The sequence below is a fragment of the Paraprevotella xylaniphila YIT 11841 genome, assembly GCF_000205165.1.
In the GTDB taxonomy this organism is placed as follows: Bacteria; Bacteroidota; Bacteroidia; order Bacteroidales; family Bacteroidaceae; genus Paraprevotella; species Paraprevotella xylaniphila.
In genome coordinates this window covers 42,783-57,737 of the sequence record NZ_GL883891.1, presented here as the reverse complement: position 1 = coordinate 57,737, position 14,955 = coordinate 42,783, and the positions used below count along the sequence as shown (strand labels likewise).

The window sequence follows — 14,955 nt, the reverse complement described above, 5'->3', positions numbered from 1 at the left end:
GCTCTCTTAGGAAGAGATAAACTGTTCGGCAAAAGTATAAAAAATATTTCATTCAACGCGCTGTTTTTAAAATATTTTTCTCATTCCAGATGAGTTTTTTAGGTATCATGGGGCTGTGTTTCCGTAATACAAATTCTTCAGAAACGTTTTCAAACGCGAACACTCGAATGCCATAACTCATTTACTAACTGCCTTGTTCCGCTTCCGGTTTATCTCTTCCTAAGAGAGCAACCGTCCCTTGCCCGAAAATCACACTAAGGAGATGCGAAAATCAATCTAAGCCCAATCAGAAAAAAACATTTTCATTTGCCTCTGCGCTCGCCTTTCACTACCTTTGTTTCACGAAGATAGGATGCGGCTCGGCAGTCTTTCGTTCAAAAGCAAGCTTTTGGCTTGGAACTGCGCTCGCCTTTCACTATCTTTGTACCGTAATGTCTAAAAATAGAAGAATATGTACGAGATACAGACCAATGCCAAAGGTTCACGTCAGATGTTCGTCACCGACGAGAATCTCAAAACGATTGAAAGATACGGGCTTTTCCAACAGTTGGTGGACAGTAGCGGCATCATTGACGAGATGGTGTTGGAGAAACTGCGCCTGAACGTCCGTGCCCTGATAGAGGCTGAACCGGACAAGGCAGACCTTGTCGATTTGTGCCAAGGCGTGCTTTTCCATGACAACATGAAGGCGTTCGGATTGAACCAGTTAGTCAAATTATACGTAAACTGGTTGAAAACGCATCAAGAGATAGAACAAGCAAACATATTGGAAGAATAAAGGAAAAGGAGACCTTGATGAAAGATTTCCGTTTGACTGACTGGCTCCCCACGACCAAAAAAGAAATGGAGTTGCGGGGATGGGATGATGTGGACGTTATCTTGTTTTCCGGAGACGCTTACGTGGATCATCCATCGTTCGGTGCAGCTGTCATCGGGCGCATTTTGGAGGCCGAAGGCTACCGGGTGGCGATTGTTCCCCAACCGGACTGGCACGGTGATTTCCGCGATTTCAAGAAACTGGGACGGCCGCGCCTGTGGTTCGGTGTGGCTCCAGGTTGCATGGATTCGATGGTGAACAAATACACGGCCAACCGCCGCCTGCGGAGCGAGGACGCATATTCGCCGGACGGGCGGCACGACCTTCGTCCGGAATACCCCACGATAGTGTATAGCCAGATCCTGAAACAGCTTTATCCCGATGTGCCGGTCATACTGGGGGGGATAGAAGCCTCTCTACGCCGCCTGACGCATTATGATTATTGGCAGGAACGGTTCCGCCCGTCCATCTTATGCGACAGCGGAGCCGACATGATTATATATGGTATGGGAGAAAAGGCGGTGGTGGAAATTTCAAACCATCTGCAGATGGCCATAGAAGACGGAAATGCCCATCTGGATTACGCGGAGGACGGTACGGCCCGCGTCGGCATGAAGACTTTCCGCGACGTGATTACGCATGGGCATTGCATTCCCCAAACGGTATCTATATATAATAAGGAGGATATTCCCGGCGGAATCGTTCCCAACGACCTCATCCTACACGCCCACGAGACCTGTCTGAAAGACATGAAGGCGCAGGCCGAAAATTTCCGGCATATTGAGGAAGAAAGCAACAAATACCACGCGCAGCGCATCATCCAACCCACCGGCAGACGGTATGTAGTGGTCAATCCACCCTATCCGCCGATGACGCAGGATGAAATAGACCATTCGTTCGATTTGCCCTACACCCGCCTGCCCCATCCCAAATACAAGGGAAAGCGCATCCCGGCGTACGAGATGATCAAGTTTTCGGTGAACCTGCACCGGGGATGTTTCGGAGGATGTGCGTTCTGCACGATTTCTGCCCATCAAGGCAAGTTCATCGTCAACCGCAGCAAGGAAAGCATCCTCAAAGAAGTAAGGCAAATCACGGAGATGCCCGATTTCAAAGGCAACCTTTCAGATTTGGGCGGCCCTTCGGCCAACATGTACGGCATGAAGGGGAAAAACCTGAAGGCGTGCGAGAGGTGCAAGCGCCCGTCGTGCATCCATCCGGAAATATGCCCGAACCTGAATACCGACCACACGGCTTTGTTGGACATTTACCATGCCGTAGACGCTTTGCCGGGCATTAAGCGGAGCTATATCGGCAGCGGGGTGCGTTACGACTTGCTTTTACATGATGCAAAAGACGCACGTATCAACCAAGTGAATGCCGAATACACCCGTGAACTGATTACGCGTCATGTAAGCGGCCGGCTGAAGGTTGCTCCGGAACACACGTCGGAGCGTGTGCTTGAGCTGATGCGTAAACCCTCTTTCCGGCTATTTGGGGAGTTTAAGAACATATTCGATCGAATTAACCGGGAAGCCGGGCTGCGCCAACAAATCATCCCTTACTTCATCAGCAGCCATCCGGGTTGCACGGAAGAAGACATGGCGGAGTTGGCCGTGCTGACGAAAAGGATGGACTTCCAACTGGAACAGGTGCAAGACTTTACGCCCACTCCCATGACCGTGAGCACTGAGGCTTGGGCCACAGGCTACCATCCTTATACGTTCGAACCGGTATATAGCGCGAAATCGCCTCGCGAGAAACTGGCACAACGGATGTTCTTCTTCTGGTACAAGCCGGAAGAACAGCCAAAAATAAAAGCGGAACTGCGTCGCATCGGAAGAAAGGACTTGGCTGACAAGCTTTTCGACCGTACACGTCCGGTGGAATGGAACAAAAAAGAAAATGCATGTTATGACTTGGAGGGCAGACGACGGTCCGAAGGCCGGTCCGGCCACAGCAACCATCGAACGGTTCCCAAAAGGAGAAATCCCCGAAGAGAAAAATCATAGTGATTCTTAACCCATGGCAAATATGTCTCATATCTCTACGAACTCACCGCATGCATGGATGTTGGCCGCACGTCCCAAGACCTTGACGGGAGCGGCCGTGCCGGTCATGATTGGGGTTTCGGCTGCTTGGAACGACGGATTCTTCCGTCCGGTTCCGGCCTTATTGTGCTTCCTTTTTGCATTCCTCATGCAAATCGATGCCAATTTCATCAATGATTATTACGATTTCCAGAAAGGGTTGGACGACGAGAAGCGTCTTGGTCCGAAACGCGCCTGTGCCGAAGGTTGGATTACATTGCCTGCCATGCGCCGGGGAATCATTTGCACCACGCTCCTCTCCTGCCTCACCGGCTTGCCGTTGGTGTGGTACGGCGGATGGACGATGGTGCTCGTCGGTGTGTGCTGCGTGGTGTTCTGTTTTCTTTATACCACCTGTATGGCCCGCCTCGGGTTGGGCGACCTGCTCGTACTGGTGTTTTTCGGTCTCATCCCGGTAGGTGCCACGTACTATCTGCAGAGCGGTACGGTCGTGCCCGAGGTATGGACGTTGTCTTTGGCCTGCGGTCTGGCGATAGACTGTTTGCTCGTGGTGAACAACTATCGTGACCGCGACAACGACAAAGTTGGCGGAAAAATCACTTTAGTCGTACGAATAGGCGAAAAAGCCTCAGAAAATCTTTATCTTTGGCTCGGCATTGCGGCTGTGGGGCTTTGCCAGACGATGTGGTTAGCAGGGAAACCTGTGGCAGCCCTCCTTCCGGTGTGTTATCTCATACCGCATACCGTCACTTGGAGACGTATGACGGGGCTTAAGCGAGGCCGGGAACTGAACGGGGTGTTAGGCGAAACGGCACGCAACATCTTCCTGTTCGGGGCATTGCTTTCCATCGGATTATTCATTTAACTCCATAAAAACAAAAACAACTTATGGCAACAGTAGACGACAAGAAAATCATTTTCTCCATGGTCGGCGTGAGTAAGACCATCCGCCAGACCAACAAACAAGTATTGAAGAACATCTACCTGAGTTTCTTCTATGGGGCTAAAATCGGCATCATCGGTTTAAACGGTTCCGGAAAATCCACCTTGATGAAAATTATCGCAGGACTGGACAAGGATTTCCAAGGCGAAGTGGTATTCTCGCCGGGGTACAGCGTGGGGTATCTGCCTCAGGAACCGCAGTTGGATCCATCCAAAACCGTGAAGGAAGTGGTCATGGAGGGTGTACAGCCTATCGTGGATGCCCTGACGGAATATGAAGAAATCAACCAGAAATTCGGTCTTCCGGAATATTATGAGGATGAAGATAAGATGAATGCCTTGTTTGCCCGCCAGGGGGAACTGCAGGACATCATCGACGCCACGGATGCCTGGAACTTAGACAGCAAACTGGAACGTGCCATGGATGCCTTGCGCTGTCCGCCTGCCGACCAACCGGTGGAAAACCTTTCGGGAGGAGAACGTCGACGCGTGGCACTTTGCCGCCTCTTGCTGCAGAAGCCGGACGTATTGCTGCTCGACGAACCGACCAACCATTTGGATGCTGAAAGCATCGACTGGTTGGAGCAGCATTTGAACCAGTACGAAGGCACGGTTATTGCCGTGACGCACGACCGTTATTTCTTGGATGACGTGGCCGGATGGATTCTGGAGCTTGACCGCAGTGAAGGTATTCCTTGGAAGGGCAACTATTCCTCTTGGTTGGAACAGAAAACCAAACGCATGGAACAAGAGGAAAAGACAGCCAGCAAACGTCGGAAGACTCTGGAACGCGAATTGGAATGGGTGCGTATGGCACCGAAGGCACGGCAGGCCAAGGGTAAGGCCCGCCTGAACTCATACGACAAATTGCTTAACGAGGACCAGAAAGAGAAAGAGGAAAAGTTGGAAATCTTCATTCCGAACGGTCCGCGCTTGGGTAACAAGGTTATCGAAGCACAGCACGTGCAGAAAGCTTTTGGCGACAAAGTATTATTCAACGACCTGAATTTCATGCTTCCGCCCAACGGTATCGTGGGGGTCATCGGCCCCAACGGTGCGGGTAAGACTACGCTTTTCCGTTTGATTATGGGGTTGGAACATGCGGATGGCGGTACGTTCGAAGTCGGTGAAACCGTCAAATTAGCTTACGTAGACCAGACGCACAAGGATATTTCTCCGGAAAAGAGCGTGTATGAAGTCATGAGCGGCGGTAACGAACTGATACGTATGGGAAACCGCGACATCAATGTCCGTGCCTACCTGAGCCGGTTCAATTTCTCCGGAGCAGACCAAGAAAAGAAATGCGGCGTACTTTCCGGAGGTGAGCGTAACCGTTTGCATTTGGCCATGGCGCTGAAAGAAGAGGGCAACGTATTGCTACTCGATGAGCCGACGAACGACATCGACGTGAATACGCTACGGGCTTTAGAGGAAGGTCTGGAGGAATTTGCCGGTTGCGCCGTGGTCATCAGCCACGACCGTTGGTTCCTCGACCGTATCTGTACGCACATTCTTGCTTTCGAAGGCGACGGCAATGTGTTTTTCTTCGAGGGCAGTTACTCGGAATACGAAAGCAACAAGATGAAACGTCTCGGACTGGAAGAGCCGAAACGCATCCGTTACCGGAAACTGATGGAGGATTAAAACATGCCGGCAAAGGACAACGACTGGAAATCGAGATTGGGGATGGTGTATTCCACCAACCCTGATTTCGCATTCGATAGCAGCGAGGAAGAGGAAGCTGACACGCCTCCCAAAAACCGACAGAAACTGAGAGTGGGTATCGAACGCAAGAATCGCGGTGGAAAAGTGGTCACCGTGGTGAAAGGCTTCGTCGGTGCAGAGGCCGACTTGAAAGAACTGGGGCGGATGCTGAAGACGAAGTGCGGCGTAGGCGGTGCCGTGAAGGACGGTGAAATCATCATCCAAGGGGAATGGAAGCAGCGTATAGTGGAACTGCTGAAATCAGACGGTTATACGGATACCAAGTAACTTGCTTCCCCGCTCACCGGCACAAATAGGAGAACACCCCGTAAGCTTCAGGTTTACGGAGTGTTTTTGTTTTATCTCAATTGATTGTATTCCTTGTCTGTTACCGGCTCAAGCCACTCATTCGATGTATTTTCGCCAAGTATTTCGAAAGCAAGGTGAGCAAACCAACTGTCGGCTGCAGCACCATGCCAATGTTTCACATTAGCCGGAATGTGGATGACCGTGCCCGGAAGTATCTCCTGAGCAGATTTGCCTTCTTCTTGATACCATCCTCGTCCGGCGACCCCCACGAGCATCTGTCCTCCTCCTTTTGTAGCCCTATGGATATGCCAGTTATTGCGGCACCGGGGTTCAAAAGTGACATTAGAAAAGGGAATCTGTGAATCTGAAATACGGGCGATGTAACTGCGTCCCGTGAAATACGGTGCATACGCCGTATTAGGCTCTCCGATAGGAAAAATCATCTCTTTCTGAAATGCCGCCCGTGCATCGACAGCCGTTTCATCTTCTGCCCACACATCTTTAGCCTGACGGAAAGCCGCCCATGCTTTCGGCCATCCGGCATAAAATGCAATATGGGTGATAATCTCGGATATTTCAGTACGAGTAATTCCATTTGCTTTTGCCGTTTGCAAATGATAAGTGAGCGAAGAATCTGTCATACCCTGACTGACTAACGAAGTAATCGTAACCAAACTACGGTCACGCAAACTCAATAAGTCATTTCTACTCCACACCTCCCCAAAGAGCACATCGTCATTAAGACGTGCAAATTCAGGAGCGAACTCACCAAGCTGGTCACGCCCGGCTGTCTGTACGATTTTCTTTTGTGCCATAACATTTGTGGTTAAGATACTGCATACTAAAAATGCAAATACTTTTGTGATCATGTCTTGTCTTTTTTGAGGGTAAAGTTACGGCATCCCACTCAGACTCCCCATACCCGATTTACAGACAAAAATACCCGATTTACGGAAAGCACTACTCCACCACTTTAAAACGAGCAAATCTCAACAGTAATTGCTTGGTGCCCGTATTTTGAAACTCCACGGTAGCTTTGGTGTTTTCTCCGCTGCCTTCAACAGCTTTTACCACCCCCAAACCGAAACGTTCGTGTTCAATCCGCATGCCTGCCCGTAGCTCACTGTTATCCTTAGCTGATGCGGATGGCGACGGAACAACGGTAAGCCCTGCGCCGCCGCATTTTGCATCTCGCATAAGAGCTTGTCGGTTTACGCTTCCCAAAGGTTTCAAACCGGAAACTTTTGCTACTATAGGAGAACTTGCCCCGACACCTTCTCCGTAAGCGCGGTGATGCCGTTCCCGATAAGATGTACCGTAATCATCTTCGTCTTCATACTTGCATAATTTGCTCACGCTCGGCAGACTCGATCGGAGTTCGGTCTGCGCTCGCTCACTCGCAAATTTCCTTCTCCTTGTCTGTCCGAACGAAAACCCGTCTTGAGCATCCATTTCCACATATCGTGGGTCTATGTCATGCAGAAAACGACTCGGGTTACTGAATTCCGTTTTACCGAAACGATAACGGCTGCGGGCAAAACTTAGATAACAATAACGTTCGGCACGGGTAATAGCCACATAAAAAAGACGACGTTCTTCTTCCAATGCACGTTGGCTGTTTCCCGCCATCGGACTTGGGAATAGATTTTCTTCCATTCCAACGATAAATACCACAGGGAACTCCAACCCTTTGGCCGAGTGAATCGTCATCAATGTCACTTTGTGTTGTTCGTCACTTTCGTCTTCGTCCAAATCGCTCAATAATGATACTTCCTGTAGAAAATCGCTGAGTCCGGTACTTTGCCCTTCCTCTAAACGTCTGGAGACGAATTCCTGTACGCCATTCAACAGTTCCTGCACATTTTCCTGACGGCTCATTCCTTCCGGACTCATATCTTGAAAAATCTCTCTCATTATACCGCTCTCACGGATGATTTCCTGTGTGAGGAAGACGGCATCCATCTGCTCTGTTTCCTCGATGAAACCGGAGATAATATCCGTGAATGATTTCAATTTACCCATCGTGCCCTTATTTACGGGTAAGGAATGCTCCTCGGGACGAGACACCACTTCCCACAAGCTGACCCCGTCTGTGGAAGCTACGGATACAATCTTATCCACCGTGGTCTGGCCAATCCCTCGTGCCGGATAATTGATGACCCGTTTGAAAGCCTCCTCGTCATGGGGATTTACGGCCAAACGGCAATAGGCTATCACATCTTTTATTTCCTTTCGTTGGTAAAACGAAAGTCCTCCGTAAATCCGATAAGGCATACCCCGTTTGCGCAAAGCCTCTTCAAAAGTACGGCTCTGCGCGTTGGTACGGTAAAGAATGGCAAAACCATCATATTCCATTTTTTCTTTTCTCCGCAATGCTGCGATTTGGTTTACCACGATTTCAGCCTCCTCTATATCACTGTAAGCGGAATACACATGAAGGGGCGAACCTTTCTCCTTGTCGCTGAAAACGTCTTTTGGTATCTGTCGGTCGTTATGGCTTATCAAACTGTTGGCAGCCGAAACGATAGTCTTTGTAGAACGGTAGTTCTGCTCCAACTTAAACAACTTCGCATTGTTATATTTCTGCGTGAAATTAAGAATGTTATCAATATTTGCTCCACGAAAACTATAAATGCTTTGCGCATCGTCGCCCACCACGCACACTTGTTGTTTCTTCTGAGTCAACTCCCATACGATACAGTGTTGGGCATAATTCGTGTCCTGATACTCATCCACCAAAACGAAATCGAATTTGTCTGCATATCTCCCGCAAACCTCAGGATGCTCTTTTAGCAAAATATAAGTATAGAGCAACAAATCATCGAAGTCCATTACGTCGGCTTGTCGGAGACGGGACATGTAGCGAAGGTAGATTTCTCCCGTCATCGGAATTTTGGCCGCCTGGTCTGCCATTCGCACAGCATTGTCAGACAAATAGGCTTCCGGCAATATTAAACGGTTTTTGGCATTGGAAATATGGGCTGCTATGGTTGCCGGTTTATAGGTCTTGTCATCAAGCCCCATTTCACGTATAACGGTCTTTATCAGATTTCGCGAATCGGCTTGGTCGTAGATGGTAAAATGGGAAGAAAACCCGATTTCATCGGCTTCCTTCCGTAAGATACGGGAAAAGACGGAGTGGAACGTTCCCATCCATAATCCGGCTGCAAGCTCATGGCCTACCAACCGGGCAATACGTTCCTTCATTTCCCTTGCAGCCTTATTGGTGAACGTCAATGCCAGGATATTCCATGGTTTATATCCTTGTTCCAACAAATAAGCTATCTTGTAGGTCAACACGCGTGTCTTGCCCGAACCGGCACCTGCTATTACTAATGAAGGACCTTTGTCGTAACAAACGGCCCGGCGCTGTTCTTCGTTGAGTTCTTCCTCTATCTTTTCCAAAAAATCTTTTATCATGCTTTTTTCTAATACTTACACAAAAGTAGATATTTTCACCTGAATGCCCAAGAATAACGCTTCTTTGAGCCTTGAAAACTATCCATTCCATCCATTTTAAGCACCGTTCCATACATAGCATAAAGCATTGTAAAGCTGCACGGCCAACATGGAAATGAGAATCCATACATCATAACGTTGGATCCCCCAATACAGTACAGACAGGCATTCCTCCCAACCTCGCAAATGAAAGCTTAGGACAGCGTATAACAACGAAGTCAGGACAAAACCTAAAGACATGGTTTGCAAAATACCGGAAACAAAAGGAGACGGATAGAGATGCCCCGTCACACTGAGCAATATGGCATGCGGACCGAGCAACAGAAGCAGCATTCCGGCCAGATACAATAATAAGAATGTACCGGCCATAAGGCAAGCCTTACGTTGCCGGTAAGTGAGAAACGGCACGCCTTTGCTGATAGAATCCTTAATGATTCCAAACAAGCCGGAACGCTCTATCGCTCCAAGCACCAAAACCACAGGAAAGACTACGGCCATGAACGGAGAACGGTAACAATCTTGAATATGAAGATAATACCACCGTACTCCCTCGCTAGAAAACAGGTTGCCCAAAGGAAACCCTGCGGCACTTCCCAACCATGCCAATGGAGGCAGAAGCAGATGGGCAATCAGCAAAATGAACAACAGTGCGGAAGCCACACTGTGTCCTTTCCGATGTATCATGAACCTATTCCTCATCCGGCTCCAAATGTTCTAAGTCTATGATATGTAATTGTAATGCTTTCACAACCAAACGGGTGGCATTGATACCCCCTCTTTCGCCAGTATCGAATAGGCGTGAAATCAAATCGTTTTGTCTTTTTTCCAAACTCTTCACGCCGAAAGGCATTCCGCGTAAGTTGGTTATCATTTCTTTTGTATAACCTAATGCCAGATGGCGAAGGAAACGTTCGTCATATTCATCGATTTCATAATGGATGAGTGCATCTTTATGTAAACGTTCCGATTCCACAGATTTCATAAAGCGGCTGACAATCTTTTCCAGAATTGGTTCGTTGAAAACAAAATTGCGGCCATCCATTACTTGTCGCACATCGTTACGCGTGAGCAGTTCACCTGTTTTCAGGATAATGCCGTTTGCTCCGGCTTTCAATACGTCGGCCCACAGCCGTTCGTTCAGTATTTCTCCCGTGAAAATCAGGATACGTAATTCCGGATAGGCCAACCGGACTTGCCTGCAAATGTCCACTCCGATAGTCGTGGAGCCGCCCAGTCCCAAGTCTAATAACAGCAAATCCGGTACTCCTTTCTTAATCAAGCACCAAAATTCGCTTTCATTCATTGCTGTTCCGATGATTTTGGCTTCCGGGAGTTCCGTACGAATGATTTCTTCTGTTCCCTTTAACTCCAGTTTAACGTCTTCAACAATAATGATTTTAAAAGAATCCATTCCCATTTCATCTATATTTAGGTACGGTAAACCATATACTGCATCCGGAATCTGTCTCGATATTGATACGGCAACCGCAAAAATTATTTAGTTTATCATGTTCTCGAACGATTTCCTTGCACAACAGGTAGGGATAATGCTTGACATCCGGTTGGAATATCCTTATGGCTTCTTCCGCTTCATAAATCCGAACTGAAGACAGCAACGTAAAACGGACAAAATCATCGTCTTCCGATACACGAAGCGTCAAACTCCCTTCTTTCTCCCGTTCAGCCAACCGGTTTGCCCATTCCTTCGTCAAGGTATCTAACATGAAGCGCACCAATGTAGCATCCACGTTCATAAAAATATTTTCCTGCAAATCATCGACAAAAGACAGGTGAAGGCCATAAGCCTTTCTCTTCCTCCAAGCTTCCATTGCCTTCATCCACTCTTTTCCGATGATGTGCGGAGAAAGTTTCTCGCATTTAAAGTATTCGGAGTCAATCTGCCGATCAGCCTGTGCGCACAGCAGAGTATATATTTCTTTGTAATATTCGGCAAGCTCCCTTAATGAGTGAATGGACGTCTTCAAATCATGATGTTCCTCATGTTCTTCCAGTTTCCATATGATTTGTTTCATGCGACTGGGATAATACATCGATTCGTGTTTAATGGTGGAAAGGCAGTTATCCAGAATCTGATTCTGTACTTTGATACGTGTTCTTTCGTACAAAGAACGTTGTTTCTCGTTCTCTGCAGTTTCCACATTTTCCAGGTCTTGCCCCCGCTGTATGACCGCTTCATACAGTAAAATAGCCAGATAGTTTACGATATAATTCTCAAAAATGAAATCTTCTTTTTGCATCCGGTAAGTCCCATAGTTGACTGCTACAGACCCGATGCAGAGACGTTCATTCTCCTTCAGGCGAAGAAGCAAGGGGTAAATCTGTGTGTTGGATATTTCATCAAAAACGACATTTTCCGTTTCATAAGCCTGACTAAGCAGAGAATCTGCCAATACTCCATAGTCTTCCTCCCCTTGTAAAAACGTTCCGACTTTTTCCCCTTTTCCCCGATATAGCAACAACCGTACGCTATTTATTTCATGTAATTCTTTAAGCTTGGACAACACGACTGACAGGAGTTGAGATACCAAATCGTCCGTACGTCCCGGACGTGTACACATTTCAATGACATTCAGCATGGCATGATTGGTTTCAAGAACCTGCATCACGCTGAAACGGAACAGAATTCGCCGACGAAAATAAACAATGTATATCAGGACGGAAAAAATAAAGAGCATGAAGACCAATAAAACCAGACTGACCGACAAGTTTTTCTGTGTGTCACGCTGCCGGATGTAAAACTCCTCCAAAGAATCGTCTTTGGTCAACAGTTTATATAAATGTGTGAACTGCCTGTTGTTGAACTCATATTTTTCCCAATCATGTAACGCCAATGTCGCAATGGCCATTTCATTTCGAAATCCCATAATCAGAAAGTAATCGGCCTTCACTCCTAAAGATAACCATTCAAGTTCTTCCATACCGTTTCCCGTAGCAGTCAGTTGTCGGCTTACGCATTCTTCCGGCAAGATGTCTTCATAATAACGGTTGATATATTTAAAGGTGGAATCGGCATACTGCATACTGCGGTCGTAATCGCCATGAACATTGGCAAAATAGACCGAATCGGCATAAAATACTGCCCATTTAAGCTCTCCGTAATTCATGTCTGCCTCCTCGTGAGGAGGAACATTGCCAATGTCGGGCCGAACAGCATACATATACTGACCGCAAGTGAGTAAATAAAAAATAAACGCCAGCACCATCATGCCCTTTCGCCTTATTCCTTTAGGTAAGCGAAAAGAAAAGCAACTGCCTTTATTTTCCTCGCTTTCAATATGGAAACGGCATACCTTGAAAATGTCTCCCGACTTCTTGTACTTTTCGATAATACCTTTGCAATTCAACAAGCCGAAACCGCTTCCTTTTTCAGGACGTACAGTCGAAGAATTGACACCAATCTGTTGGGCATCATAGATTTTTGAAGATAGAATCAGTGCTATTTCAGACTCCGTAAGTCCACATCCTGTATCTGAGACCTTAATATCCACAGCGTCTGCCAATTCTGTTGCGCATACTGTGACTTGCCCTCCCGAAGGTGTGAATTTACGTGCATTGTCTGTCAGAGTGTTGAGCATGAAAAAGGTAAGGGCACGGTCTGCTTTTACCCATGCTTCCGTTGGTTCCACAAAAAAGCCAACACCCTTCCGTTTGAAATTATACTGGCCTCTATCCAGTAACTTGAATAAGTCCTGTAGTGGGAAACTTTCTATTGCCAGTTCCAACTCGCCCCGGTTCATACGAATCCATTCGGTGAGTACGTCATTATAGCTGTTGATTTCGTCTGCAAGTTCACTTAGATAGGTTAAAGCTCTCTGGTCATATTGATTTTTACTTTCCATCCTGCGTACCACATACAAAATACGGTCGATGAAAGGCATGATGGAGTGTACCAAAGAAACTTTTGCCCGTTTGGATATGTTTTTCCTTTTGTCGATGGCTATTTGTCTTTCGTTTTGCAGATATTCTTCACGAAACTGCATCCGTTCCTTGTCCATTTGGTCGGACAAGATACGGTTCTTTTCCGTCCATTTGATATAGGGACGGAGGATTTCATGTAGGATTCGCTTTTCCTTTTTTATCCAAGGATAGACATTGAATGCTTCTTCCAGACTTTCTTCAGATTTGGTGAAAGCCACCTCCATGAACCATGCGGACATATCTTTCAATAAAGAATACTGTTTCGCATTCCGCAGTTTCCATTTGCGTGCATATAAAAAGAGGAAAAAGCCAAAAACGAGAGACAGCAGAATAATAATCCCCAAAAGGGCATTCAATATCTTGTTGTCATGCGCTATCATGTCTACGCGACTTTCTATAGATTTGTCTTGACGAGTAAAATCCATCAAGTCCAAATACAGATTTCGGTTGTAATCTGATTTCTGTCTGTCCCCCAACGCACTGTAGGTCGCACTTAAACGTTCCCGGATGTAGGTCAAATAGCCCGGAACGGTTTGTATTTCATTGTCTTTCGACCATAACATGTCTACTGCCGAGTCTTTTCGGCTTTCAAAAGACGTCAACAATCGTTCTTTGTCTTCCGGATAATAAATTTGGTGATGAAGATTCAAATAGGACAAAGCCGTCTCGAAGCAATTCAAAGCCCTATAATATTCACCCTTGGCAAACATGGTATTTCCCAACACGCGGAATCCGTTAATCTTAAGCAACAGATTTCCACATTGTCCGGCATTGGACAATGCCTTTTGGGCTAATGCCGTAGAAAGGCGCAGGGATACCGGGAATCCACCCTCTCCAAGTTCCTCCGTAACTAACGAATTGTACAAATAATCCAATTCTACTTTACGGTAGGTCTTGATGATATCATAGTTTTTCGGTTGGGCAAACATCTCCGATAAGACTTGTTCCAACATGGAGGAAAAATAAATGTTACCCATACGTTCGGAATATGAGTAAGCCAGATAAAAATAATCGAAAGCATCCACTACACGCTCTTTTCCCAGATCCAAACGATTTTGGTAAATCAAACCGTTCAGGTAATAAAAGTAAATAAGTAAAGCCTTATTCCGACGTATATAGCCATCCGTATCAATTGCCGAAAGTTCCTTCTCAGCCTTTTGCTCTTGCATCAGATTGATGTAGTTGGTAGCCGTGGTCAAACTGAATTCTGTCATGGCGTAGTCCAACCGTTCTTTATTACGGCCTTTCACTTCATCATACTCTTCCCTGATGCGTTGGATTCTTTCAAGCGCACGGTTATAATAATCGAAGAACAAACGGTTTTGTGCAGCCCGTTGGCATATTATCATCATATTCACTTCGCTCACCAACAATTCTATCTGGTTACTGGTGGACTGCTGAATCCGATTGTATAGCTCCATACACCCACCAAAGTCCATTCGCAAAAAGCAAATGAACATTTGATGGTTTAAGGCCTCACTTCGTCCGTCTGCGTAATTCCGTGCCATACGGGCTGCCTTCCGGGCAAACAGTAACGCACTGTCCGGATGGACGTAGCGCACCAAACAAGCTTTAGTATTCAGGGAATCTACTTTCCCTACTCTTGTCATGTCCGGACGGGAAGAGGCATACCAATGACATCCGGCTCCTATACATAATCCTAATATGACAGACACGCATATAGCCGAAAGATTCTTTCTTCCTGTTATACCAAACGTAGGCTTTCTCATATAC

10 protein-coding genes are annotated in these 14,955 nt (G+C 46.9%); 5 read left to right on the top strand and 5 right to left on the bottom strand.

The annotated features are described in order from the left end of the window. The first annotated feature begins 451 nt into the window (after positions 1-451). Genes HMPREF9442_RS15245 through HMPREF9442_RS15225 form a run of 5 tightly spaced genes read left to right on the top strand, consistent with a single transcriptional unit; the run spans position 452 to position 5,802 of the window. On the top strand, positions 452-778 hold the full coding sequence (locus HMPREF9442_RS15245) for a DUF8442 family protein (RefSeq protein WP_008630378.1): 327 nt from the start codon (positions 452-454) through the stop codon (positions 776-778). A 17-nt stretch (positions 779-795) separates the two neighbouring features. Further along, positions 796-2,829 carry a YgiQ family radical SAM protein gene (locus tag HMPREF9442_RS15240; protein WP_008630376.1) on the top strand — a complete coding sequence of 678 codons (2,034 nt, stop codon included), beginning with the start codon at positions 796-798 and terminating at the stop codon, positions 2,827-2,829. Positions 2,830-2,851: 22 nt separating this feature from the next. Further along, positions 2,852-3,733, top strand: coding sequence for a 1,4-dihydroxy-2-naphthoate octaprenyltransferase (gene menA / locus HMPREF9442_RS15235; protein WP_087944134.1), 882 nt, complete (start codon positions 2,852-2,854; stop codon positions 3,731-3,733). Positions 3,734-3,756: 23 nt separating this feature from the next. Further along, positions 3,757-5,454, top strand: coding sequence for an energy-dependent translational throttle protein EttA (ettA, locus tag HMPREF9442_RS15230; protein ID WP_008630372.1), 1,698 nt, complete (start codon positions 3,757-3,759; stop codon positions 5,452-5,454). 3 nt (positions 5,455-5,457) lie between these two features. After that, the gene (locus HMPREF9442_RS15225; RefSeq protein WP_008630370.1) at positions 5,458-5,802 is read left to right on the top strand and encodes a translation initiation factor; all 345 of its coding nucleotides are present in this window, start codon (positions 5,458-5,460) and stop codon (positions 5,800-5,802) included. Positions 5,803-5,873: 71 nt separating this feature from the next. On the opposite strand, the gene HMPREF9442_RS15220 is transcribed toward HMPREF9442_RS15225, so the two are convergent. The 5 genes from HMPREF9442_RS15220 to HMPREF9442_RS15200 all read right to left on the bottom strand — a co-directional run bounded on the left by HMPREF9442_RS15220 (position 5,874) and on the right by HMPREF9442_RS15200 (position 14,951). Further along, on the bottom strand, positions 5,874-6,692 hold the full coding sequence (locus HMPREF9442_RS15220; RefSeq protein WP_008630369.1) for a carboxymuconolactone decarboxylase family protein: 819 nt from the start codon (positions 6,690-6,692) through the stop codon (positions 5,874-5,876). Between the two features lie 91 nt (positions 6,693-6,783). After that, positions 6,784-9,243, bottom strand: coding sequence for an ATP-dependent helicase (locus HMPREF9442_RS15215; protein ID WP_008630367.1), 2,460 nt, complete (start codon positions 9,241-9,243; stop codon positions 6,784-6,786). 96 nt (positions 9,244-9,339) lie between these two features. After that, on the bottom strand, positions 9,340-9,966 hold the full coding sequence (locus tag HMPREF9442_RS15210; protein WP_253271134.1) for an AbgT family transporter: 627 nt from the start codon (positions 9,964-9,966) through the stop codon (positions 9,340-9,342). 4 nt (positions 9,967-9,970) lie between these two features. Continuing rightward, entirely contained in the window at positions 9,971-10,699 is a 729-nt protein-coding gene (locus HMPREF9442_RS15205; protein WP_008630363.1) for a DUF5932 domain-containing protein, read from the bottom strand. A gap of 1 nt (position 10,700) precedes the next feature. Beyond that, on the bottom strand, positions 10,701-14,951 hold the full coding sequence (locus HMPREF9442_RS15200) for a DUF5112 domain-containing protein (RefSeq protein WP_253271133.1): 4,251 nt from the start codon (positions 14,949-14,951) through the stop codon (positions 10,701-10,703). Between the last annotated feature and the right edge of the window lie 4 nt (positions 14,952-14,955).